The sequence below is a fragment of the Stenotrophomonas sp. YJH_SMC_101-4 genome (assembly GCF_059370395.1).
Map to the genome: position 1 here is coordinate 207,947 of NZ_JCAFTP010000006.1, position 23,283 is coordinate 231,229.

Annotated in this window: 26 protein-coding genes and 1 pseudogene; 14 read left to right on the plus strand and 13 right to left on the minus strand. The window is 67.2% G+C overall.

Features of this window, described 5'->3' with window-relative positions:
• Positions 1–37 precede the first annotated feature (37 nt).
• The 6 genes from AC5P8D_RS19510 (at position 38) to AC5P8D_RS19535 (ending at position 6,443) form a co-directional block, all read left to right on the plus strand.
• On the plus strand, positions 38–352 hold the full coding sequence (locus AC5P8D_RS19510) for a hypothetical protein (protein WP_043400761.1): 315 nt from the start codon (positions 38–40) through the stop codon (positions 350–352).
• A gap of 140 nt (positions 353–492) precedes the next feature.
• Positions 493–2,538 carry a TonB-dependent receptor gene (locus AC5P8D_RS19515; RefSeq protein WP_495203584.1) on the plus strand — a complete coding sequence of 682 codons (2,046 nt, stop codon included), beginning with the start codon at positions 493–495 and terminating at the stop codon, positions 2,536–2,538.
• 81 nt (positions 2,539–2,619) lie between these two features.
• Positions 2,620–3,681 carry a two-component system sensor histidine kinase NtrB gene (locus tag AC5P8D_RS19520; protein WP_029380135.1) on the plus strand — a complete coding sequence of 354 codons (1,062 nt, stop codon included), beginning with the start codon at positions 2,620–2,622 and terminating at the stop codon, positions 3,679–3,681.
• Entirely contained in the window at positions 3,674–5,122 is a 1,449-nt protein-coding gene (gene ntrC, locus AC5P8D_RS19525) for a nitrogen regulation protein NR(I) (protein WP_043400755.1), read from the plus strand. Before AC5P8D_RS19520 ends, ntrC begins: the two co-directional genes overlap by 8 nt.
• 93 nt (positions 5,123–5,215) lie before the next feature.
• Positions 5,216–5,785 (plus strand): superoxide dismutase family protein, encoded by a 570-nt coding sequence (locus AC5P8D_RS19530; RefSeq protein WP_010487189.1) that lies wholly within the window; start codon positions 5,216–5,218, stop codon positions 5,783–5,785.
• 31 nt (positions 5,786–5,816) lie between these two features.
• The gene (locus tag AC5P8D_RS19535; RefSeq protein ID WP_342787693.1) at positions 5,817–6,443 is read left to right on the plus strand and encodes a superoxide dismutase family protein; all 627 of its coding nucleotides are present in this window, start codon (positions 5,817–5,819) and stop codon (positions 6,441–6,443) included.
• A 212-nt stretch (positions 6,444–6,655) separates the two neighbouring features.
• On the opposite strand, the gene AC5P8D_RS19540 is transcribed toward AC5P8D_RS19535, so the two are convergent.
• The gene (locus AC5P8D_RS19540) at positions 6,656–7,543 is read right to left on the minus strand and encodes a hypothetical protein (RefSeq protein ID WP_053442350.1); all 888 of its coding nucleotides are present in this window, start codon (positions 7,541–7,543) and stop codon (positions 6,656–6,658) included.
• Positions 7,544–7,636: 93 nt separating this feature from the next.
• On the opposite strand from AC5P8D_RS19540, the gene AC5P8D_RS19545 reads away from it, so the two are divergent.
• Positions 7,637–8,932 carry an acetyl-CoA C-acetyltransferase gene (locus AC5P8D_RS19545; RefSeq protein ID WP_029550824.1) on the plus strand — a complete coding sequence of 432 codons (1,296 nt, stop codon included), beginning with the start codon at positions 7,637–7,639 and terminating at the stop codon, positions 8,930–8,932.
• Positions 8,933–9,050: 118 nt separating this feature from the next.
• Here AC5P8D_RS19545 and AC5P8D_RS19550 read toward each other — a convergent pair whose 3' ends face one another.
• The 3 genes from AC5P8D_RS19550 to AC5P8D_RS19560 all read right to left on the minus strand — a co-directional run bounded on the left by AC5P8D_RS19550 (position 9,051) and on the right by AC5P8D_RS19560 (position 12,244).
• Entirely contained in the window at positions 9,051–10,346 is a 1,296-nt protein-coding gene (locus AC5P8D_RS19550) for a heme biosynthesis HemY N-terminal domain-containing protein (RefSeq protein ID WP_019338206.1), read from the minus strand.
• 6 nt (positions 10,347–10,352) lie between these two features.
• Positions 10,353–11,330, minus strand: coding sequence for a uroporphyrinogen-III C-methyltransferase (locus tag AC5P8D_RS19555; RefSeq protein ID WP_312386979.1), 978 nt, complete (start codon positions 11,328–11,330; stop codon positions 10,353–10,355).
• 104 nt (positions 11,331–11,434) lie between these two features.
• Positions 11,435–12,244, minus strand: a complete 810-nt coding sequence (locus tag AC5P8D_RS19560) for a uroporphyrinogen-III synthase (RefSeq protein ID WP_049480462.1) — start codon at positions 12,242–12,244, stop codon at positions 11,435–11,437.
• Positions 12,245–12,279: 35 nt separating this feature from the next.
• Between AC5P8D_RS19560 and AC5P8D_RS19565 the strand changes: the two genes are divergently transcribed.
• From AC5P8D_RS19565 to AC5P8D_RS19585, 5 genes are all read left to right on the plus strand, one after another.
• On the plus strand, positions 12,280–12,747 hold the full coding sequence (locus AC5P8D_RS19565; RefSeq protein WP_043400743.1) for a YiiD C-terminal domain-containing protein: 468 nt from the start codon (positions 12,280–12,282) through the stop codon (positions 12,745–12,747).
• A 32-nt stretch (positions 12,748–12,779) separates the two neighbouring features.
• A complete protein-coding gene (locus AC5P8D_RS19570; protein ID WP_019338209.1) occupies positions 12,780–13,205 on the plus strand; it encodes a hypothetical protein in 426 nt (141 codons plus the stop codon).
• Positions 13,206–13,262: 57 nt separating this feature from the next.
• Complete coding sequence (locus AC5P8D_RS19575; protein WP_004153552.1) at positions 13,263–13,700, plus strand: rhodanese-like domain-containing protein; 438 nt, start codon at positions 13,263–13,265, stop codon at positions 13,698–13,700.
• 99 nt (positions 13,701–13,799) lie between these two features.
• Positions 13,800–14,318: a protein-export chaperone SecB gene (gene secB / locus AC5P8D_RS19580; protein WP_004153553.1), complete on the plus strand. Its 519-nt coding sequence runs from the start codon at positions 13,800–13,802 to the stop codon at positions 14,316–14,318.
• 20 nt (positions 14,319–14,338) lie between these two features.
• Positions 14,339–15,364, plus strand: coding sequence for an NAD(P)H-dependent glycerol-3-phosphate dehydrogenase (locus tag AC5P8D_RS19585; RefSeq protein ID WP_010487166.1), 1,026 nt, complete (start codon positions 14,339–14,341; stop codon positions 15,362–15,364).
• A gap of 141 nt (positions 15,365–15,505) precedes the next feature.
• On the opposite strand, the gene AC5P8D_RS19590 is transcribed toward AC5P8D_RS19585, so the two are convergent.
• Complete coding sequence (locus tag AC5P8D_RS19590) at positions 15,506–15,958, minus strand: YybH family protein (protein WP_495203619.1); 453 nt, start codon at positions 15,956–15,958, stop codon at positions 15,506–15,508.
• 135 nt (positions 15,959–16,093) lie between these two features.
• Here AC5P8D_RS19590 and AC5P8D_RS19595 point away from each other — a divergent pair, with 135 nt between their 5' ends.
• Positions 16,094–16,768, plus strand: a complete 675-nt coding sequence (locus AC5P8D_RS19595; protein WP_019338210.1) for an Ivy family c-type lysozyme inhibitor — start codon at positions 16,094–16,096, stop codon at positions 16,766–16,768.
• A gap of 60 nt (positions 16,769–16,828) precedes the next feature.
• On the opposite strand, the gene AC5P8D_RS19600 is transcribed toward AC5P8D_RS19595, so the two are convergent.
• From AC5P8D_RS19600 to AC5P8D_RS19620, 5 genes and pseudogenes are all read right to left on the minus strand, one after another.
• The gene (locus AC5P8D_RS19600; protein WP_099472769.1) at positions 16,829–17,203 is read right to left on the minus strand and encodes a hypothetical protein; all 375 of its coding nucleotides are present in this window, start codon (positions 17,201–17,203) and stop codon (positions 16,829–16,831) included.
• Between the two features lie 490 nt (positions 17,204–17,693).
• Complete coding sequence (gene arsB, locus AC5P8D_RS19605; RefSeq protein ID WP_495203585.1) at positions 17,694–18,725, minus strand: ACR3 family arsenite efflux transporter; 1,032 nt, start codon at positions 18,723–18,725, stop codon at positions 17,694–17,696.
• A 13-nt stretch (positions 18,726–18,738) separates the two neighbouring features.
• Complete coding sequence (locus AC5P8D_RS19610; protein WP_329766172.1) at positions 18,739–19,242, minus strand: arsenate reductase ArsC; 504 nt, start codon at positions 19,240–19,242, stop codon at positions 18,739–18,741.
• 36 nt (positions 19,243–19,278) lie between these two features.
• A pseudogene (arsN2, locus tag AC5P8D_RS19615) lies at positions 19,279–19,698 on the minus strand (arsenic resistance N-acetyltransferase ArsN2); the annotation flags it as partial.
• Position 19,699: 1 nt separating this feature from the next.
• Positions 19,700–20,029: an ArsR/SmtB family transcription factor gene (locus tag AC5P8D_RS19620; protein WP_010487154.1), complete on the minus strand. Its 330-nt coding sequence runs from the start codon at positions 20,027–20,029 to the stop codon at positions 19,700–19,702.
• 17 nt (positions 20,030–20,046) lie between these two features.
• On the opposite strand from AC5P8D_RS19620, the gene arsH reads away from it, so the two are divergent.
• On the plus strand, positions 20,047–20,775 hold the full coding sequence (gene arsH / locus AC5P8D_RS19625; RefSeq protein WP_029380128.1) for an arsenical resistance protein ArsH: 729 nt from the start codon (positions 20,047–20,049) through the stop codon (positions 20,773–20,775).
• 23 nt (positions 20,776–20,798) lie between these two features.
• Here the strand turns inward: arsH and AC5P8D_RS19630 are convergent, their stop codons facing one another.
• The 3 genes from AC5P8D_RS19630 to AC5P8D_RS19640 form a co-directional block, all read right to left on the minus strand.
• Positions 20,799–21,485 (minus strand): L,D-transpeptidase family protein, encoded by a 687-nt coding sequence (locus AC5P8D_RS19630; protein ID WP_043034949.1) that lies wholly within the window; start codon positions 21,483–21,485, stop codon positions 20,799–20,801.
• 157 nt (positions 21,486–21,642) lie between these two features.
• Positions 21,643–21,915, minus strand: coding sequence for a hypothetical protein (locus AC5P8D_RS19635; RefSeq protein ID WP_010487149.1), 273 nt, complete (start codon positions 21,913–21,915; stop codon positions 21,643–21,645).
• A 212-nt stretch (positions 21,916–22,127) separates the two neighbouring features.
• Positions 22,128–23,078, minus strand: a complete 951-nt coding sequence (locus AC5P8D_RS19640; protein ID WP_043400707.1) for a DUF2268 domain-containing putative Zn-dependent protease — start codon at positions 23,076–23,078, stop codon at positions 22,128–22,130.
• Between the last annotated feature and the right edge of the window lie 205 nt (positions 23,079–23,283).

Below are 23,283 nucleotides of genomic sequence, written 5' to 3' on the forward strand. Positions count from 1 at the left end.
GAACTTTCCGGCCGCGTCTGCGGCCAGGACCTCCGCAATGACCTACGCAAAGCACAACGCAAGATCCGGCGCGAAATCCGCCGCAAAGAAGTACTACAAGCACTGGGCCGAATCGGGCTTGGGCAAGGGCAACGTGCTGATGGAAGCACGCGGCGAGAAGATCGTGCGCCAGGTGGAAATCTACGGCACCAAGATGGTCTGGGCCGACGAGCATGCCCACAGCGACGACCGCTTCCTGCTGGCCGAGCAGCCGGTGTCGTTCCTGGATTTCGACGAGGACGACGAAATCTCCGCGCGCGAATTCGAAAGCGCCTGGAAGAAGGCCAGGGAAGCCACCGGCTACCCGGTGTAAACACCGCTCCACCCCCGCCTTTGCAGCGTCGAGCCATGCTCGACTGCTGTTTGCCAGGAGCCGTCGAGCACGGCTCGACTCTACATGGCAGGCGCATGAAATGTTATAGAATTACATTTCATCCGCACCCTTCCACCCCCATGAAGACCTCCACGCTGGTGGCCGCGCTCGCGGCCGCCCCGTTCGCCCCTGAAGCATTCGCCCAGTCCGCCGACGCCGCGCTCACCCTCGGCAAGGTCGATGTGCACCAGCACAGCGAGGGGCAACTGAGCGCGCACCAGGTGCTGACCTCGGTGGACGTGCTGGGCGCGGACCAGATCGAAGACCGCAACGTCTCGCACAGCTGGGAACTGCTGGGGCAGATGCCCGGCATCCAGCTCACCGAAACCCGGCAGGGGGCCGAATCGGGCAAGGTCAGCTTCCGCGCCTTCAACGGCGAGGGCTACCTCAACGCCATCAAGACCCTCATCGACGGCATCCCCAGCAACGTCAACAGCGGCAACCAGCGCTTCATCGACATGCTGTTCCCGCTGGAGATCAGCTACATCGAAGTGGTGCGCGGAACCAACGATCCGCGCTACGGCCTGCACAACATCGGCGGCAACGTGAACTTCGGTACGCGCCAGGGCGGCAACTACACCGATGCGCGGCTGGCCTACGGCAGCTACAACACCCGCGATGCGCAGCTGGCGATCGGCCGCGAAAGCAATGGCTTCGCGCAGAACTACTTCGTCGGCACCCAGGCCAGCGATGGGTACCGCGACCACGACACCTCGAAGAAGTATTCGCTGGGTGGCAAATGGTTCTACGGGTCGCTGGACAACGGCCTGCGCGTGGGCCTGATCGCGCGCGCCTACCACCACGAAGCGGACGAACCCGGCTTCATGACGGCCGACGAACTGCGCACGCATCGTCGTGGCAGCGACCTGCGCAACGGCAACGATGGCGATGACCGCGACATGCGGCAGATCGCCGCGCACGTGGACCTGAAGCTGTCCGACGCGCTCACCTTCGGCACGCGGCTGTACTACAACCGCTACGAAGACGACCGCCGCGTGACATTCAGCGACCTGCCCACCGGCAACCTGCCGCGCCAGCGCCGCGTGTGGGATGAGCGCCAGACCGGCCTGCTCAGCACGCTCACCTGGCAGGCCAGCCCCGCGCTTACCGTCGAAGGCGGCCTGAACTACGAGCAGCAGGACAACGGCTACGTCCGCGAGCGCTACGCCTACGCCGAACCCACCGATTTCAGCCAGGCACCGGCGCGCGTGCAGAACAACGACCGCCACAGCTTCGACAACTGGGGTGCCTACGTGCAGGCCATCTACCAGCCCGGCGAGGCGTGGAAGATCGTGCCGGCCTACCGTATCGACCGCTTCAGTGGTAGCACGCACCTGATGAGCGGGATCAGCGGCCGCCTGCAGGACTACGGCACGATCGGCCAGCCCAAGCTGAGCGTCATCCACAGCCTGGGCCAGACCACCCACGTCTACGCGAACTGGGGCCGCACCTTCCAGGTACTGACCGGCTCCACCGCACCGGCCTACCTCACCCCGGGGCAGGCGCCGATGCAGCCGTCCACCAACACCGGCACGGAGCTGGGCCTGAAATTCCAGCCGTTTGCCGGCAGCCAGGCACGCCTGGCGGTGTGGCAGCAGGATGCGGAGAACGAGGTATCCAACATGCCGGCTACCGGTACGACGGTCACCTTGGGCAAGACCCGCCGACGCGGCGTGGATGCGCAGCTGAGCCTGCAGATGGGCGACGACTGGACGGTCTGGGCCTCGCACGCCTACCAGGAAGCGAAGATCACCCGCGACGACCGCGATGCCAGCGTTTCCCTGCAGGGCCGCGAAGTGGCCGCCACCCCGCGCCACATCAGCAATCTGGGCGTGGACTACCGCGCCACTGATGCGCTGCGGCTGGGCCTGCAGGCGCGTGCACAGGGCGATTACTACCTGGAAGAGCGCAACGCGGCCGGCAAGTTCGGAGGCTTCGCCGTGCTCGACCTCAGCGCCGCGTACCAGATCAACCCGCGCTGGAGCGTGGACCTGCAGCTGAAGAACGTCACCGGCCGCGAGTACGCCTACGCCTGGTACGACAGCTTCTTCTGGGACAGCGCCCGCCCGATGTTCTCGCCTGCCCCGGGCCGCAGCGTGTTCATCGGCCTGAACATGAAGCTGTAATCGGCCACGCACCCGGTAGTGGTCGAGCCTGCTCGACCTGCGGCAGGGGTCAGAGCCCACGTTTTGCACTACATTGGTGCAATGTCCGACCCCGCACCCCCGCCGTCCCTTGATGCCCTCGGCACGCCGCTGGCCTGGGCCGGGGCCGATGGCTGCATTGCCGGCTGCAATCCGGCTTTCGCCCGCTGGCTGGGCGTCAGCGTCCGGCGCCTGTTGGGTCGGCCGCTGGCCGCACTGGAAGTCCAGGGCGAGGCACTGGCCCATTTCCTGGCCCGCGATGAACGCGACAGCCTGCGCCTGAACCGGCTGGCGCTGGCGGTGCCCGGCGAGGCCCCGCGCTTCGCTGAGGGCTGGATGAGCCGCCGCGACGATGGCGGCTGGCTGCTGGAAGCGCATCCGGTCGATGAATTTCCCGGGCTGGACCCGACCCAGGCCCTGCCCAGCGCGCTCAGTGCAGCGCTGAAGGGGCTGGCCCACGAGCTGCGCAACCCGCTGGCCGGGCTGAAGGGCGCGGCCCAGCTGCTGGCCCGCCGCGCGGCCCAGCGCGATGCCAGCGAACGCGAGCTGATCGAACTGATCGGCTCGGAGATCGAGCGCCTCAACGGCCTGCTCGACCAGCTGCTGTCGCCGGCCCCGGCCGCGCCGCATGCCGAACTGAACATCCATGCCGCGCTTGAGCGCGTGCTGCGACTGGCCGAGAACGAGGCCGGCTGGGCGGTACGCCTGCAGCGCGACTACGACCCCAGCATTCCCGAATTCCATGGCGACGCCGACCGCCTCACCCAGGCGGTGTGGAACCTGGTGCGCAACGCGATCCAGGCCGGTGCCGGCAACATCACCCTGCGTACCCGCGTGGAGCATGGCGTGCGCATCGCCGAGCAGCTGCACACGCTGGCGTTGCGCCTGGAAATTGCCGACGACGGCCGTGGTGTACCCGAGGAACTGGCCGAGCACCTGTTCCTGCCGCTGGTCAGTGGCCGCGCCGAAGGCACTGGCCTGGGCCTGGCGCTGGCCCAGCAGGTGGCGCGCGAGCACCGCGGCACGCTGACCTACCGCTCGCGCCCGGGCCATACCGTGTTCACCCTGCTGCTGCCGATCGTCAGTGGCACCGCCCCGGCCGAGGAGGCCCCGCGCGATGTCTGAGTCTTCTTCGTCCCCGCAGCGCATCTGGGTGGTCGATGACGATCGTGCCGTGCGCTTCGTGCTGTGCACCGCGCTGCGCGAGGCGGGCTACCAGGTCGTCGATTTCGACAGCGCTGCGCCCGCGTTGCAGGCGTTGAACGAGGGCCCACCGCCGGCGCTGCTGTTCACCGACGTGCGCATGCCCGGCGACGACGGCCTGGTGCTGCTGGACAAGCTGAAAGCCGCATTGCCGCAGCTGCCGGTGGTGGTGATGTCGGCCTATACCGATGTGGCCAGCACGGCCGGTGCGTTCCGTGGTGGCGCGCATGAATTCCTGTCCAAACCGTTCGACCTGGACGACGCGGTGGCGCTGGCACAGCGTGTGCTGCCGGCAATTGCGCCGGCACTGGCGGCGCCCACACCTGCGGCGGAAGCGCATAGCGACCAACCGCCGCAACTGGTGGGCGATACCCCGCCGATGCGCGCGCTGTTCCGTGCCATCGGCCGCCTGGCGCAGGCGCCGCTGGCGGTGCTGATCACCGGCGAGACCGGCACCGGCAAGGAGCTGGTGGCCAATGCGCTGCATCGCGAATCGCCGCGCGCGCAGGGGCCGTTCGTCGCGCTCAATACCGCTGCAATCCCGTCCGAGCTGCTGGAAAGCGAGTTGTTCGGCCACGAGGCTGGTGCCTTCACCGGCGCGCAGCGCCGCCATATCGGCCGCTTCGAACAGGCCGACGGCGGCACGCTGTTCCTGGATGAGATCGGCGACATGCCGCTGCCGCTGCAGACGCGCCTGCTGCGCGTGCTGGCGCAGGGCGAGTTCTTCCGCGTGGGTGGCCGCGAGCTGATCCGCGTCGATGTGCGCGTGGTCGCCGCCACCCACCAGGATCTGGAAGGCCTGGTTGCACAGGGAAAGTTCCGCGCCGACCTGCTGCACCGCCTGGACGTGGTGCGCCTGCAGCTGCCGCCGCTGCGTGAGCGCCGCGAGGACATCGCGCAACTGGCCAGCACCTTCCTGGCCGCCGCCGCGCGCAAGCTGGATACGCCGCCGAAGCGCCTGACCGCTGCCGCACTGCAGGCGCTGCGCGAACACGACTGGCCGGGCAACGTGCGCGAACTGGAAAACGTGTGCTGGCGGATGGCGGCGTTGGCCGCCGCCGACACCATCGGCGTGGCAGACGTCGATACCGCGCTGAACCGCACGCGCGGCCGTCGCGGCAGCACCAGCGGTGCCGATCCCGGCCAGTGGGAAGCGCTGCTGGCCGAATGGGCACGCCGTCAGCTGGCCGAAGGCGTGGAAGGGTTGCACGCGCAGGTGCGTGAGCGGGTCGACCATGCCCTGCTGGAGGCCGCGCTGCAGATCACCCATGGCCGTCGTGCCGAAGCCGCTGCCCGCCTGGGCCTGGGCCGCAATACCCTTACCCGCAAGCTGGGCGCTGGCCGCCGCCGCGGGGGCCATTGAACGGTCCCTGCACGCGATCCTCGCGCCCGCTTGCCGAACCGTTGATCGTTCATGGACGATGCCGTCCGTAGTGTCACCTGCAAGGAGTCTTCGATGCGTCTGTCCTTTGCCATCCTGCCGTTGTCCGCCGCCGTGCTGCTGTCTGCCTGTGGCAGCGCGCCGAAGAAGGCCGAGCCCACCCCGCCACCACCGACCGTGGTCAGCGCCGCGAAACAGGCCGAGGCCAATCTCTCGCCGGCCTCGGCCAGTATCGTCAGTGGTCGCATCGCGCTGATGGTGGAGCCCGGTGGCCTCCACATCACCGGCCTGATCGGTGGCCTGCAGCCGATGCAGCAGGCCGGCTTCCACATCCATGAGCGTGGCGACTGCAGCGCGGTGGATGCCAGCAGTGCCGGCAATCACTTCAATCCCGGTGGCGCTGCGCATGGCCGCGCCGGCACCGGCAAGCACCACCTGGGCGACATGGACAATCTGCGTGCCGACGCCCAGGGCCGCGCCAACGTCGATATCCACCTCAAGGGCGTTACCCTTGGCGGAGGCGCCGCCACCGATATCGCCGGACGTGCACTGGTCGTGCATGCCAACGCCGACGACTATCGCAGCCAGCCCGCCGGCAATGCCGGCGTCCGCATCGCCTGTGGCGTGATCCGGGTTGTCCGCTGATCACTGCAGGCATCATCCAGGGAGAGATTCCATGCGTTTGATCCACACGTCGCTGTTCGCAGCCATTGCTGCACTGGGCCTGGCGGCCTGCAACCAGCAGCCGGCCGCGCCGCAGGCTGAAACCCCGCCGGCCGCACCGGCCGACGGCGCCACCACCGAACCGGCCGCAACGCCGGCGCCGGCCGCTGCAGCGGCCACCGATGCCACCGCCACCGCCGAACTGGCACCGACCCAGGGTAACGAGACCAAGGGCAGCGTCACCTTCAAGGTGGTTGACGGCAAGGTCCACGTGACCGGCCAGATCAGCGGCCTGAAGCCGGGCAGCGAGCACGGCTTCCACATCCACGAGAAGGGCGACTGCAGCGCCCCGGACGGCATGAGCGCCGGTGGCCACTTCAACCCGGGCAAGCAGGATCACGGCAGCGTGTCCGCTGATCCGCACCACGGTGGCGACATGCCCAACATCAAGGCCGACGACAAGGGCGTGGCCACCATCGACGGCCCGGTGTCGAGCAACGTCAACATCGGCAAGGGTGATGACTTCGACATCATCGACCGTGGCCTGATCGTCCACGCCGACGCGGACGACTACAAGACCCAGCCGACCGGCAACGCCGGCGCGCGCCTGGCATGTGCGGTGATCCAGAAGGCCCCGTAAGGGCGCTTTTGCTGGAAACGGAAAACGCCGGCGCAAGCCGGCGTTTTTATTTGCATCGCTTTCTGTAGAGCCGAGCCCATGCTCGGCTGTGCTTCCGGCGGCCTGAGCCGAGCATGGGCTCGGCTCTACAGCAATACGCACGGCGGTCGCGCCCCGGCGAAACGCAATTGCACGGTAGCGCCGGGCCATGCCCGGCGGCGCGCATCCGCAGATCAGCGCGCCAGCAGCTCGCGCGCGTCCTGCCCTGCCTCGCAGTGCACGAACAGCACCGGCACGCCGTGCGCTTCCAGCACCGCCGCCATCTGCCGCTGGCGCATCAGGAACTGCTCGTAGATGCCCTTCAGGCGATCGCAGTCGTTGTTGCTGTGGTTGTAGTGCGCGCACCAGCCGGCCGGGTCGAACAGCGCCATGCGTGCCTCGCCGTGGGTGTAACGCAGCAGCGGCTCGGGTGCGGCGTTGAGCCATTCGTCCTCACCCGGCGCCATGATCGCCGTCTCGATCAGCGGCCACAGCGCGGCCAGGCCCTGGTTGTCGTACTGCATCGACATCATCGCGGCCAGATCGTTCACGGTGAAGTAGCGTGCGTGCTCGATGCGGGCACCAAAGGTGTTCTGCGCCATCAACGCGGTGTCGGCATGGGCCATGCCGTTGGCCAGCAGCGTATCTTCCAGCGCCTCGGCCACCGCATTGGTGGTGGCCACGTCACTGCCGGCCAGCAGGAACGGCACCACACGCAGGCCACCACCCACCAGGCTGGCATCGGCCTGGAACGGCAGCGGCACGTCACCCTGGGCGTCGGTACCGAACGCCAGCAGGCGCGGGCCCTGGTTGCGGCCCGGCGCACGCATCTGCAGTTCTTCCAGCCGGCGATGGATCGGCCAGCCCGGGCGCAGCACTTCGGCCGGGTCGAAATGGGCGGCGGCGAACACCAGGTCCAGCTCGGCCACCTGCGGCACCAGCTTGGACAGGTCGCGGCCGACGCGATCGGCCAGTTCACCGGCCTGTTCGGCGCTGAGTACCGCCTGGCGGGGGATTTCGCCGCCGGCCAGTTCCAGGGCCAGCACGCCAAGGGCATTCATCGCGGGGTCGGGTTTGCTCATGGTTCCACGGTTGGCCCATCACAGGGCGGCAGCTACACTTGGCTCCATTATGCCTGCTCCGCCGTGCAGGCCATGTTGCAGACACCCTCATCCATGCCAGGTATCTCCATGCCCAACGCTCGTCCCGTCGCCATCCTCGGTGGCGTCCGCATTCCGTTCTGCCGCCAGAACACCGCGTATTCGGATGTCGGCAACCTCGGCATGTCGGTCCGTACGCTGGGCGCGCTGGTCGAACGTTTCGGCCTGCACGGCCAGCAGCTGGGTGAAGTGGCGATGGGTGCGGTGATCAAGCACTCCAGCGACTGGAACCTGGGCCGCGAAGCCACGCTGTCCTCCGGCCTGTCGCCGCTGACCCCGGGCATCACCCTGCAGCGCGCCTGCGGCACCTCGCTGGACAGCATCATCACCGTCGCCAACAAGATCGCGCTGGGCCAGATCGAATCGGGCATCGGCGGTGGTTCGGACACCACCTCCGACGTGCCGATCGTCTACGGCAAGAAGCTGCGCGCGCGCCTGCTGGCCGCCAACCGTGCCAAGAGCACCGGCGACAAGATCCGTGCGCTCACCGCCGGCTTCAAGTTCTCCGAACTGAAGCCCGAGTTCCCGGGCGTGGCCGAGCCGCGCACCGGCAAGAGCATGGGTGACCATTGCGAGGACATGGCCAAGGAATGGAACATCTCGCGCGACTCGCAGGACGAGTGGGCGGTGTCGTCGCACAAGAAGCTGGCTGCCGCCTATGAGCGTGGCTTCTTCAACGACCTGATCGCACCGTTCCGTGGCGTCGAGCGCGACAACATCCTGCGCCCGGATACCTCGCTGGAAAAGCTCGCCACGCTGAAGCCGGCCTTCGACAAGGTCTCCGGCCGCGGCACCCTGACCGCAGCCAATTCCACCCCGCTCACCGATGGCGCTGCCGCGGTGCTGCTGGCCAGCGAGGAATGGGCCCGCGCACACGGCCACGAACCGCAGGCGTACCTGCGTGATGCCCACGTCTCGGCCGTTGATTTCGTGCATGGTGAAGGCCTGCTGATGGCACCGACCGTGGCTGTGCCGGAGATGCTCAAGCGCAATGGCCTGACCCTGCAGGACTTCGACATCTACGAGATCCACGAAGCCTTCGCCGCGCAGGTGCTGTGCACCCTGCGTGCGTGGGAGAGCGAGGATTACTGCCGCAACCGCCTGGGCCTGGATGCACCGATGGGCCGCATCGACCCGGACAAGATCAACCTGCTGGGTTCGTCGCTGGCCACCGGCCACCCGTTCGCTGCCACCGGCGCCCGCGTGATTGCTACGGCCGCCAAGCAGCTGGCCGAACGCGGCGGCGGCCGCGCGCTGGTGTCGATCTGCACCGCCGGCGGCATGGGCGTGGTGGCGATCGTCGAACGCTGATTGTTGCGACCGCACGCCAACCAAGGTTGGCGACTACCGGGTTCCACACATGAAAACGCCGCCCAATGGGCGGCGTTTTTTCTTGCTCTGGTGAGTGCCGACCGTTGGTCGGCACGCTTCACGGCAACCGCGGATTACCGAATTCGTCGCGCTCTTCGTTGGCGTCATACACCGGCGGCTGCACCGTGATGGGCTGCTCTTCCACCGTGGCGCGTGCAGGTGCTTCAATGCCGCGCACCAGCTCCACGCTGTCCTCGCCGCGCTGCAGTCGCAGCGCATTGGCCAGGCATTGCGCGGCCAGCGCGTGCTCGCCACGCTGCGCGAACAGCTCACCCAGTGCTTCCCACGCAGGAGCACCAGCGCCGGCGGCGATGGCCTCATGCAGGAACGCATCGGCGGCATCCCACTGCTGCTGGGCCAGGGCCACGCGGCCCTGTGCCAGGCGCAGCGCGGCCGACTCGTCATGCACGTTGCGCCAGCGCGCCAGGTTGCTCTGGCGGGTGGCCAGGCGCTCGGCCGGCAGGCGGCCATACAGCGCCACCAGTTCGTCGTCCCAGCGATGGTCCAGGGCCTGTTCCAGCGCCAGCAGCGCCGGCTCATCCCAGTTCAGGGCCACCGCGCGGCTGGCATACGCGCCGACCACGTCCGGGGTGGGGCGCAGCGCCTTCGGCGTGGCTTCCCACTGCGCGGCCAGCGCGTTGACGTCGGCCGCTTCCAGCAGCGCCTGTGCGGCCAGGCGTGCTTCCAGTTCGCTGTTGGCGTCGGCCGGCAGCACCTTGCTCTGGCGCAGTGCACCCAGCTGGCCATACGCCTCGTGGGCGCGGCCCGCCTGTGCCAGTGCTTCGGTGCGCAGCCACAGGCCGCGCGGCGGCAGCGGCTGGATCGCCGCCACGTCCAATGCGTTGATTGCATCCACCGGCAGATCGCGCGCCAGCAGCTGTTCGGCGCGCAGCAGCGCCTGCAGGGTGGCATCGCTTTCGCCCAGGCGCTGCAGCAGCGCTTCACCGGCGGGGCCGTCGGCACGCGCCTGCGCACTGCGCACGGCGTTGGCCAGCGCCACCGCGCTCACTTCCGGATCCTTGGCGGCGCCGTCCAGCAGCTTCTCGGCACGCTGCCACTGGCCGTGCTCATAGGCCTGCAGGCCGTCGATCAGGCGCACCCGGCCCTGCTTGCGGCGGTAGCGGCCCCAGGCGCGGAACGGTGCAGCGATCAGGCTCCACAGCAGCCACAGTACCAGCACCGCGATCACCGACAGCAGCGCCACCTTGGGCAGGTTGCTGTGGTAGTCGTAGCCGCCGTAGCGCAGTGTCACTTCGCCGAAGCGGTTGAGGTCATCGGCGCCGAGCCATTGCGCGGCAACCACGCCGATGGCCACGGCCAGCAACAGCACGACCAGGGATTGCAGGGGTTTCATGTGGGATTACCTCCGGTCGGTCTGGGTACGCAGCTGCTGCAGGGTGCTGCCAAGAACAGCGTTGCTGGCCTGCAGCGGAAGCTCGCGCAAGGCCTTCAGTTCAGCACGTTGCGCGCGCAGGGCCGGTGAATCCGGCCAGCGCCGTTGCGCCCAATGCTCCACGCGTGCCAGCGCAGTATCGCGGCCGGTGCGGTCGCCACGTTCGATCGCGGCGCGCGCCAGGGTCAGTTCCAGTTGCAGTGCATCGTCTGCATTGCGGCGCTCGGCGGCGGTCAGCGGACCGTTCTGGCGGCTGGGGCTGATGTCCACGAACGGGGCCAGCGTGGCCTGCCACCAGGTTTTGCCGGCGTCGGGCGCGCTGTCGCCTGTTACCTGCGAGGGCAGGCCCTGCAGGGCTTTGGCCAGGCTATCCAGGCGCTGCAGCGATTGCGCGCGCGGGCCGGCACCAAGGGAATCCAGTGCATCGCGCTCCTGCACCAGGGCGTGGCGCAGATTCAGGCCGTCGCTGTCGGGCAGATCGGCCAACGCGGTGGCGGCCTGTGCATACAGGCGGCGTGCGCCTTCCACGTCGTCGGCGTAGTTCAGTCGCTGTGCCGCCTGGGTCAACAGCAGCTCGGCCTCATCGCGCTGTACCGCCTGGCGGCCCTGGTTGGCGCTGTCGGCCAGCTTGGCCAGGTTCTCTTCCAGCAATGCACTGCGCTGCGAAAGGCCCAGCATCTCATCGCGCAGCACGCGGTTGGTGGTCGCCGCATCCTGCAGGCGCTGGCTGGTCGCGCGCTGGTCGCGGCGCAATGCATCCAGTGTCGCCTGCAGGCCCTGCAGCTGCACGGCCGTGGTCTGTGCCTGCGCTTCCTGTTCGTGCTGTTGTTGTTGCCAGACGTACCAGCCGGCATAGCCGCCCACGCCAAGCACGACCACCCCGGCCAGCGGCAACAGCCAGCGCACAGGTCGACGGGGCGGGGAAACGGGCGGAGTCTCGTTCATGGGGCTTCCTTGTCGGCAACGTCGCCGGTCAGGTTCCGGCAGGCCGCGTTGTGCACAGCATCACTGTTGCCGACCACAGCGGCAAGCGTGACCCACGTCCCTGTTCAGGTCGCTGCCGGGACGGTGAGCGTGGCGTGTGCAGCGGCCACCAGTTGTGCCGTGGTGGGCCCGGCCGCGCGCACCACGCGTTGCAGCCCCAATGCGTGCGCCTGTTCGCCGAGCCGTTCGCTGGCCACGACGACGGTGGCGTGCGCCTGAAAGCGTTGCTGCAATGCCGGCGGAAGCTGCTGCCAGAAATGCTGCAGCGCTTCGCCACTGCTCACCGCCAGCACCCACGGCTGCGCTGAATGCGCCAATCGAGCCAATGTGCGGGGCGGCAGGCGCAGCAATCGGCGCTGGTAGACGTCGGCGCGTTCGATCGTGGCGCCCGCCGCCTGCAGTTGCGCGGCAATCAGGCCGCGTCCGCCAGGGGCGGTGACCAGGCCGATGCACAGGCCCTGTACGTTGGCCAGCACCGGCATCGCCAGCAGCCCCTCGCTGTCCATCCGCTGCGGTGCATGCACCTCGGCGACGCCCTGCGCCCGCAGCGCGCGCGCGGTGCCTTCGCCCACGGTCAGCCACGGGCTGCGTTGTGCTTCGGCCAGTGGCAGCAGGGTGGCGGCCGCAGTAACGGCGGCCGGACTGGTAAACACCACCCGATCGCAGTTCAGCGTGCGTTGCAGCTGACGCACCACTGGCGTGCCGTTCAGGCGCTGCAGACGCCAGGGCGGCAGGGCCACCACATGCCCGCCCAGCCCAGCAACGGCGCGGCGCAGCGCGGAATTCTGGCCCTGCGGTCGCAGCGAAATGAAGGTCCAGCCCGGCTCGGAACCGGCGGCGCCAGTGGGTATCGTATGGTCGGCCATTGCCTGCATTATGCGGGCCCTTCGTTGTCGTGGTCTCTGCTCCGATGTCCGTTGATGCTCTGACTTCCTCGCTGGCCGCCCTGCAGGACGTGCTGGACTGCATGCCGGCGGTCCGCGCCATGCAGATCCAGCTCGACGGCTATGCCGATGGCGTGCTGCGCATCACCGCGCCGCTGGCCGCCAACGTCAACGACAAGGGCAACGCCTTCGGTGGCAGCCTGGCCTCGGTGCTGACCCTGTCTGGCTGGGCGCTGGTCAGCCTGCGCCTGCGCCTGGCCGGCCACGATGCCGAGGTCTACGTGGCCGACAGCAACCTGCGCTACCTGGCGCCGGTCTACGAAGACCTGCACGCCCATGCCGAAGCGGCCGAGGTTACCGGCTGGGATGCTTTCCTGAACACCTTCCGGCAGCGCCGCAAGGCCCGCATCAGCATCATCGCCACCCAGCCCGGTGCCGATGGCAAGCCTGCCGCCGAGTTCAGCGGTCGCTTCGTTGCCTTCGCCAAAGGGTAGGATGGCAGGCTGACGTTCTGGGGAAACCACCGATGCGCCGCCTCATCCAGTTCCTGATGTGTTCCCTGCTGCTGGTCAGCGCCGTGGCGTCGGCCGACGACCTCAGCCGCAAGCAGCGCAAGCTGCTGGAAGAGACCCAGATCGCCTACGGCGCCACCATCCGCTGGGGCAGCATGGACGATGCGATCGGCTATCTGGACCCCAAGCTGCGCAAGGAAAAGCCGCCCACCGAGTTCGAGCTCAACCGCTACGCGCAGCTGCGCGTGTCGTCCTACCGCGAGCGCAGCAGCGCCTCGCTGGACGGTGGCCTGGTCGAGCGCCGGGTCGAAATCGGGGTGATCAACCAGAACACCCAGGCCGAACGCACCGTGGTGGTGGTCGAGCGCTGGCGCTGGGATGCCGAGGCCAAGCGCTGGTGGCAGACGGCCGGCCTGCCGGACCTGTGGAAGGGGCAGTGACGGGCCGCGTCCGGCTTGTGCGACAATCGGCGCCCGCTTAATCGACCCGTGACCTGAGTGAATTACGAAGAGTTGCTGGCCTTTGCAGGCCGAAACCCGATGCTGTCCGCGGCCCTGGTCGGCCTGACCGTGGCCATCATCGTCACCGAGATCCGCCGCCTGTTCCGGGGCTTCAAGGGCATCAAGCCCGCCGAACTGACCCAGCTGATGAACGCGGGCGGCACGGTGGTGGTCGACCTGTCGGCCAGCGGTGACTTCGAGAAGGGCCACATTGCCGGCAGCCGCAACGCCCAGGCCAGTGCCTTCGGCCCGGACAACAAGCTGGTGGCCAACGCCAAGCAGTCGCCGGTGGTGCTGGTGTGCCGCAGCGGCAACGCTTCGGAAACCGCCGCCAAGGCGCTGAAGAAGGCCGGTTTCGAGAAGGTCTACGTGCTCGACGGCGGCATTCCCGCCTGGCAGCAGGCCGAGCTGCCGCTGGTCAAGGGCCGCAACTGATTGCCGCAGGTGGCGGATCCGACCTTGTATGGGCCTGATCCCGCCCCCATCGCAGTAGTTCGACCATCGTTTTCATTGCATTCATTGGAGTTACTGGAAATGTCCGAAGAGATCACCAACGGCGCCGCTGCGCCGGTCGATGCCGCCACCGGCCCCGCTTTCACCGTCGAGAAGATCTACGTCAAGGACGTCTCCTTCGAGTCGCCGAACGCTCCGACCATCTTCAATGACCAGGTGCAGCCGGAGCTGCAGCTGAACCTGAACCAGCAGGTGCAGCGCCTGGGTGAGAACGCCTTCGAAGTCGTGCTGGCCGTGACCCTGACCTGCCAGGCCGGTGAGCGCACCGCCTACGTGGCCGAAGTGAAGCAGGCCGGCGTGTTCGGTCTGGTCGGCCTGGACCCGCAGTCGATCGACGTGCTGCTCGGCACCCAGTGCCCGAACATCCTGTTCCCGTACGTGCGCCAGCTGGTCAGCGACCTGATCCAGGCCGGCGGCTTCCCGCCGTTCTTCCTGCAGCCGATCAACTTCGAAGGCCTGTACGCAGAAACCCTGCGCCAGCGCCAGGAGCAGGGCGACGCACCGTCGCTGGCTGACTCCGAGCCGGCTGGCAACGCCTGATTCCTGCCGCGACGTCACGGATGAGCACTCCCGCTGACAAGATCGCCGTGCTTGGCGCCGGTTCCTGGGGAACCGCGCTGGCCAGCCTGCTCGCACGGCACGGTCACCCGACCGTGCTGTGGGGGCGCGACGCTGCCGTGGTCGAAGCCATCGACCAGCGCCACGAGAACCCGCGTTACCTGCCGGGCATCCCGTTGCCGGACAGCCTGCGTGCCACCACCGACCTGGCGTCGGCGGTGGAGGGCGCGGCCTGGATCCTGGTGGTGACCCCGTCGCACGCCTTCGGTGAAACCGTGCGTGCGCTGGCGCCGCTGCGCCCGGCCGGTGCCGGCGTGGCCTGGGCCACCAAGGGCTTCGAGCCCGGTTCGGGCCGCTTCCTGCATGAAGTAGCGCGCGAAGTGCTGGGTGAGGACGTGCCGCTGGCCGTGGTCACCGGCCCGTCGTTCGCCAAGGAAGTGACTCAGGGCCTGCCGACCGCGATCACCGTGCACGGCGACGTGCCCGAGTTCGCGCAGACGGTGGCCGAAGCGATGCATGGCCCAGCGTTCCGCGCCTACACCGGCGACGACATGGTCGGTGCCGAGCTGGGCGGTGCGATGAAGAACGTGCTGGCCGTTGCCACCGGCGTGGCCGATGGCATGCAGTTGGGCCTGAACGCCCGTGCCGGCCTGATCACGCGTGGCCTCAACGAGATGCTGCGCCTGGCCGCCGCCATCGGCGCCAAGCCGGAAACGCTGATGGGCCTGGCTGGCCTGGGCGATCTGGTGCTGACCTGCACCGGCGACCTGTCGCGCAACCGCCGCCTGGGCCTGGCCCTGGGCCGTGGCCAGACGCTGCAGGATGCCGTGCGCGAAATCGGCCAGGTGGTCGAGTCGGTGCAGACCGCCGACGAAGTGATGCGACAGGCACGCCGCCATGGCATCGACCTGCCGATCTCCGACCGCGTGCGCGCCGTGCTGCACGGCGAGCAGACGCCGGAGGAAGGCCTGCGCGCACTGCTGGCGCGGGAACAGAAACCGGAATACCCGGACACGCTGTTCAAGTGAATCGAAAACCCCGGCCACGCGCCGGGGTTTTCTGTGCGCGCCCCATCCACGCATAGCGTGGATCCAGGACGGAACCCGCTTCTGGTAGCTGCCAACCTTGGTTGGTGCCCGGTAGCGCCGGGCCATGCCCGGCGGCATTCATCACCGCGCGCGCGGCCGCGCGTTGCTGTTGTCCATGTCCGAGAAGATCAACCACGGCCCATCACCCACGCGCTTCAACGTGAGCGTGAACTTGCCGGTATCCCCCACCTTGTTGCCGTAGCTGTACGCACCGATGACGTAGCCCGTGTTCCCCTCCACCGCGTACGCCAACGCACGCAGCCGCAATGGGCTGCCGCCCTGGCCGGCATACGCCGCTTCGATCACGCTGCGGCCGCGCACCGGCGGCTGGTTGCTCTGCAGCACAAAGCCATCTTCGGCGAACAGTGCAGCCAGTGCCTTGGCATCACCGGTGCGCCACGCCTGCTCGTAATCGCGCAGTACGCGATCCAGCGGTGCGGGCAGGGGGGTATCGGGCAGGCGCGCAGACGTCGTGCCTTCTGCATCGTGGGAAATTGCCGGCGTTGCCAGCAGCAGGGCACTGCAGAAGATCATGGCGAGTGGTCTACGGCGCATGCGTCCGGCTCCAGGCGATGACGGGAAGCTGCGAACGCATCCTAGCGCGGTGCTGGTTAGAATCACGCGGCCGCAGATTCGGCGGATGCAGCGCAGATCAGACAAGGACACGGAATGAAGATGCGAATCACAGGGATGGCGATGATGGCCGCGCTGTTGGCAGCCTGCGGACAGGCACCGGAGAAGACTGGCGGGACTGCACCTGCTGCGGCGCCAGCGCCGACCACCGAAGCACCGGCCGCCACGGCCACCGTGGTCGAGAAGGAACCGTCCATCGAAGAAGGCGTGGACCCTGCGGTGTGGGACAACGAAGGCGAGCCGGAAGACCCGGCCGCCGGCGGCGAACTGACCTGCGCGGACAATCCGCTGGCGACCCACTTCTTTACTCTGGTGGGCGGCAACACCGTGGATGACTGCGGCCGCAAGGACCCGAAGGTGCTGGCCGCGTTCGATGCGTTGATGAAGGGCACGCAGGACGCCGAATCCAGCGACAAGGACATTCCGTCGCTGCGCAAGCGCCTGTTGAGCGGACCCAGTGGCCCTGGCGAGCTGCTGGTGCTGCAGGGCGAGCCGTGGTGGTTCTACACCGCCTGCCAGGCCCACGATTGCCCCGGCACCGCGTTGGCGATGTTGTACTCGCCCGATCAGTCGAAGCTGGTCGGCCGTCTTACCGCGCGCTGCCGTGTGTGGTGGCTGGGCGAGCCGACGGCGGAACAGCGTGCGCAGATCGAACAGCGCCAGCCACTGCAGGATGCCGCGTTGAAGGAAGACAGCGTGCTCTGCGAGTGATGTGGCGCGCTCTGCAGCGCCGGGCCGTGCCCGGCGCTGCAGTGAGCGTTGTTCCCCGTATCACCCTTCCGGCCGCATGCGTGCGCTGACCTGTGCGGCCAGCGACAGACTGGCCATCATCAGGCCCTCCATCACGCGGTCGCCCACGTATTCCTCCTCGGGCCCGTTCTGGCGTACGCGCTCGGCAGCCAGCAGCATTTCCAGCGCCACGCGCAGCCCGGCCAACGCACAGTCCGCGTCGGCCAGCGCCATGCGGCGCCCTGGCATCTGATGACGTTCGGGCCAGGGCTGGCCGTCGGCGGCCGCGCCCTTGCCGATGCGGTCGAGCGTGGCGATGAAACCGTGCGAATCGTGCGGGTGCAGTGCTTCCGAGGGCGCGTCCGCGTTGGCGGGCACGTACTGCGCGCGCAGGCGGGAGGATTCGGGTGTGCTCATGGCAAGGGCTCCGTGCAGGACAGACGGTAACCGCCACATAGAGGTGGCGGGCGGAGACGTGGCTCGAAAACCGGGAGATCACGAACAAGACCGGCAGGCGCAAGGCCTCCACGCTCCGCCCGCCATAGCCGGCAGACGGAATGCCAGCCGGCGCCACGCGGGGTGACGCCGGCTGGCAAGCGCAAACAACGTTCGTGATCTAACGGGTTTTCGAGGCCCGGCCACCCATTTTCCGGCGGCCCACCATCTGTACCGCCGTCGCTGCGCAACGCCAATCAGAAGAGTTGCATTCAACGCTGGATCAAAGACGCTTTTGGCATTTTTGCATGCTGTTAAGCCGTCGCAGACGCAGGCGCCGCAACGTCCGTAGCGGCATGGGGAATATGCGACATGGGTCGAAGTTGATGACGTGGCGTACGGGCACCCCACCAGGCCGATGACGACAGTGTGGGGCGAAGAACGTAAATCGACTTCGGCGCACTCCGGTGTGTCAGTGCTCTTCGTGTCTCTCATACCAGGCTTGAGTACGGTTCACGATCCGCACCACAGACAACATGACCGGCACCTCGATCAGTACACCCACCACCGTCGCCAGCGCAGCCCCCGAATGCACACCGAACAGTCCCACCGCGGTGGCAACCGCCAGCTCGAAGAAATTGCTGGCGCCAATCAACGCCGAAGGGCCGGCCACGCAATGCGCCACGCCCAGGCGACGATTGAGCAGGTAGGCCAGGCCGGAAGTGAAATAGACCTGGATCAGGATCGGCACCGCAATCAGTGCGATCACCAGCGGCTGCTCCACGATCTGTCGGCCCTGGAAGCCGAACAGCAGCACCAGTGTGAGCAGCAGCGCACACAGCGAGACGGGCCCAAGCTTGCGAAGCACCCGCTGCAACGCCGCCTCGCCACGATGCAACAGGATCCAGTGCCGCAGCAACGCCGCCACCAGCACCGGCGCCACGATGTAGAGGCCCACCGACAGCAGCAGGGTATCCCACGGCACGGTGATCGCCGACAGGCCCAGCAGCAGTGCAACCACCGGCGCGTAGGCAACCACCATGATCGCGTCGTTCAACGCCACCTGGCTCAGGGTGAAGTTGGCATCGCCACGGCACAGGTTGCTCCAGACGAACACCATGGCGGTGCAGGGCGCGGCCGCCAGCAGGATCAGCCCGGCGATGTAGCTGTCGATCTGTGCTGCGGGCAACCAGTCGGCGAAGGCATGGCGCAGGAACAGCCAGCCCAGCAGCGCCATCGAGAATGGCTTCACCGCCCAGTTGATGAACAGCGTCACGCCGATGCCCTTCCAGTGCTGCTGCAACTGGCGCATCGCAGTGAAGTCGACCTTCAGCAACATCGGGATGATCATCAGCCAGATCAGCAGTGCAACCGGCAGGTTGACCTTGGCCACTTCGGCGGAGGCCAGCACCGCGAAGGCATCGGGCAGGACATGGCCCAGCAGCGTGCCCATCGCAATGCACAGCACAACCCACAGCGTCAGGTGTCGCTCGAACAGGCTCATGGCAGTGGCACCGTCACTGCGCGCCGTCGGTCGGCAGCAGCCGGCCGATCCGGTCCAGCGCGTGCTGCAGCGCCGTACGGTCGGACCACAACGATTCGGGCAGCGCGAGCAATGCACGCAGTCGCAGCTTCACGATGGCATGGGCCTGCGCGAATGCTGCGGCCTTGTCGGCATCGCTACCCGCGACGGCCGCCGGATCGGGCAGACCCCAGTGGCTGCGGATGAAGTCACCGAACACCACTGGGCAAGCTTCGGCGGCCGCCGAATCGCATACGGTGATGACCAGGTCCATCGGGGCCGCGTCCACGAACTCATCCCACGATTTGCTGTGCAGCCCATCGATCGGCATGCCTTCGGCCTGCAGTTGCACCAGCGCGAACGGATTGACCTGGCCGGTAGGCTGGCTGCCGGCACTGAACGCGGTGAAGCGATCACTGTCCCAGGCACGCAAAGTGGCTTCGGCAAGCACGCTGCGGGCGCTGTTGCCGGTGCAGAGGAACAGGATATTGCGGGTCATGTGGCTTCCATGGTCAGTGAGTGGCTTGGACATGCAAAGCGCGCTGGCCGGGCAGAGACAAGTGAACTCGGCAGAGCTGCGGATCGCCTCCGCTATCTGCGCGCGATCACATCCGGCATAGCCGTGCCGCGCGAACCACGTGCCTGCCGATGTTGTCAGCAGCACCAGTTCCCTGACCTGCATACGGCGGGCCATCTCTTCGGCCGTTGCCAGCAATGCGCGTCCAAGGCCGGCGCCGCGTCGGTCATCAGACACCACCAGGGAGCGGAGCAGCGCCGAGGCGCCGAAAACCTGCAATCCAACGGCGCCCACGGGGACGCCGTCGAGGTCCGCGACGAAAAACACGACCTTGCTGCTTTCCAGATCGGCCACGGGTAACTGCGCCTGCTGCAGAAGGTCCCGGATCGAGGACAGGTCGTCGCGTGTGCCGGCACGAATCACGGGGTCTGGCTTCATCTCAGCACCTGCATGCCGGTTCGCTCACCGCGCACCGCTCGTCCGGCGAGCCCGCGCAGCAGTTGTGCGTCAGGTACTCGATCAAGCCGTTCATGGCATCGAAGTTGGCCCGATAGCAGACATGGCGGCCCTGGCTTTCACTCTCCACCAGCCCGGCCTGCACCAGCTCCTTCAGGTGGAAGCTGAGCGTGGCTGGGGGCACCTGCAGGGCCGTGGCGATGTCGCCCGCCATGCGCCCTGCCGGGCCAGCCTCCACCAGCAGGCGGAAGGCAGCCAGGCGGGTGGCATGACCGAGCGCGGTGAGGGCGGTGATTGCATTTAACGTTTCCATATTTCTAGAATAATCGAATGAATAAGCCAATCACAAGCCCTGACCTGCCCAATCTGGTGGAATCGTCATTGCCCCAGCCCAATCATCACCAGCTCGCCGCGGCAGATCTGGGGCCGCCACGCATCCTCCTGCTCTACGGCTCGCTGCGGCCGCAGTCGTTCAGCCGCAAGCTGGCGCTGGAAGCCGAGCGATTGCTGCGCCATCTGGGGTGCGAAACCCGCATGTTCGATCCGCATGCGCTGCCCATGCTCGACAGCGTGGACACGAGCCACCCTGAAGTGCAGCGGTTGCGTGCGTGGTCGCAGTGGTCGGAAGGCCAGGTCTGGGTCAGCCCCGAGCGGCATGGCACGGTCACCGGCGTGTTCAAGAACCAGATCGACTGGTTGCCGCTGGAAGATGGCAGCGTGCGGCCCACGCAGGGCAGGACGCTGGCGGTGATGCAGGTGAGCGGTGGCTCGCAGTCGTTCAACACCGTCAATACGCTACGCGTGCTCGGCCGGTGGATGCGCATGCTGACCATCCCCAACCAGTCATCGGTGGCCAAGGCCTGGCAGGAATTCGATGACGATGGGCGCATGAAGCCCTCGCCGTACTACGACCGCGTGGTGGATGTGATGGAGGAGCTTGTGAAGTTCACGCTGCTGACGCGAGGGCGGTCGGACTACCTGGTGGACCGCTACAGCGAGCGGAAGGGCGACGCGCATGCCGCGGTATTGGCGCGGGCCGCAGGGGCTGCGGCTTCCTGAATTCCAATCTGCCGACGAGCGTATTACTTGCTTGCGCGCCGCGCGCCCTTCTCGTCTTCGTCCTTCGCATCCCCGCGGCTCTGCGCGAACTCCGGGAAGGTCTTCGCGATCGAATCCTTGTCCGGCAGGATGTAGAACACGCCGCCCTTCTCGAACATGGGCTGCACGATCTGCCCGTAGAACGCGGGCGAGACATTGATGCAACCGTGGGTGACGCGGTTGTCGTCCGGCGTGGGCGATGCCAGTCGTTCGGCACGCTTTTCCTTCGGGCTGCCCGGCGGCAGCGGGTGCATTGAAACCGCGGAATCGTAATCCACCCACAGCACGCGCCCGGCATCGTCGGAGGGGCCGTAGCCACCGATGAAGCGGCCGGCCGGCGTGGTGCGGTCGTGGCCGGGAATCGCGCTCAGTGCGAGCTTGGCGACGCCGGGTGCGGAATGATCGCCGATAGCCGAACCGAACAGCGCCGGTGCCGCGCCACGCAGCTTGCCGTCACCGCTGAAGATCAGAACCTGCGCCGCCGCCTTGTCCATGACTGCAAACGGATAGCCCTGGTTGTCCTTGCTGGCGACGACCCAGCCGGCCAGTTCGATCACCGTTTCGGACACGCTCTGGTCAGCCGGAAGTTCATCAACGGCGGCTACCGGTGATGCAGGTGCGTCCTTGTCCCTGGCGTTGGCTACGCCGCTGCACGCAACGACCAGTGCCATGGCCAGTGCGGCATGGAGGGCGCGGCGTGCAGGGGAGGAGTAGGTACGAATGAGACGGCTCCTTGCAATGCAGTCTTGGGTGGAAGGACGCCAGTGGCCGGCGAAGGCCACTGGTTCCCGATACAGAGATGGATCAATTCAAGCAGTGAGGGAGCGATTACCCGCGCGGCTTGCGGCCGGCCGGTGCCCTTTCAAGCTGCTGCACGCGGCCTTCGATCTGGTCCAGACGCTGGTTGGCCTGCTGTGCGGACTGGTTGGCGGATTCCGCACTCTGCGCAGCACCCTGCACCTTGACGTCGAGCTGATCGAGACGCGAGTTGATGGTTGCAAACTCGTTCTTGTAAGAGGCGCAGGCGCCAAGGCTGACGGTGGCGATGAGCGCTACAGCAAGTGCGCGGGCCGTCTTCATGTGTTGCGGGTTCAGGTTCATTGCACTCCCTCCTTCGTCTGGGGAAGCTGGAATATAGCGGCGTTTGTTCCCGTCGCTACCAAGCGCTTTCAGCTGGAATTTGAGTACGTGGATGGGCTGTGAAGGCCTGTAAATCAACAAACCTTAACAAGCGGGATCAGGCGAGCTGATCTGCGCCGGCCAAGCGCCTTGTGCCTGTTCAATATCACCCATTCACCAGCATGAAGCCGGCATCACGGTATCTGCGCCTGCGCGCTTTCGCCTGCTCCGCACGCAGGTTGCCATCCACTTGCTTCCAGCAGCGCTGCAGCGTTTCCAGGCTGGACATTCAGCAGTTCGGCGATGGCGTTGCGCGTGTCGGGCGCGCGCGCAACGTAGGCATGGGCAATGCGGCAGCCGATCCAGTAGCCGAGATCTCCACGGCGCGCATCGTCGCCGGGGCCGTTGTACAGCCACCTCGAAAGATCGGTGCCCATGCTGTCCTGCAGGAACGCGCGCTCCAGCGCACACTCATGACCCTGCGTCCAACGCTGCAGATGCGCGTTGGCCGGTTGCCCGGAGATCCGTTCGGCCACGTACTCGGCGCCGCCTTCCAGCAGCGTCTGATAGAGCAGGGTGGGCTGCTCGACCTCCACGCGTGCACCAGGCTGTTGCACGTGCACATACTCATGGGCGATCAGATGCACGAAGCGGTCACTCACATCGGCCTGCATCCAGTCGGCGTTGCACAGCGCTTCCAGGCCGATGACCACGCCTGCTTCGGTGGTCACGCCACCACTGTTGCCGCGGCCCACCAGTACGGTGACCGGGGGAAAGCGCGCAGACGGCAACAAGGCGCCCAGCTGATCGACGGCAGCGGCGACGCGCGTGCGGATCGATGGCAATGCTGTCGCGCAGGTTCCCGCTTTCGCAAACAATGCCGGCTTGTCCTGGATGGCCCTGGCCAGCCGCTCCATCGAGCCGATACGGCTGTCGGTGAAGCTGCGCAGGGCATCCGTACCCGCATCCAGATAGCCGTGTTGCAGTTCATCGGCGCTTGGGCGCCCTTGGTTGGCGTCCATCACCTTGAAGAAGCGCGTGACATCGTCTGTCTGCACGACGATGTGCCCGGCAGAAACGATGCGCTCAGCCGCCTGTGCCTGCAGCAGCGCGACCGGCGAGGCGATCAGGATCAGTGCCCACATCAAGCATCGAGCGTGGTGCGTATAAGAAGCCGGCAGCGGTGCCATGCAGAGTTCCCTGAACGCCAGCCTTATTTATACACCAGTCAGTTCAATATTCAGGGTTGATTAGACCCCCTAACGGATAATTCACACCTGTCGACCGCCTCCTTTCTCTCCCCCTCCCGGGAGGCGGTCGACGAAACCAAAATAATTAAAGGTGTGTCCC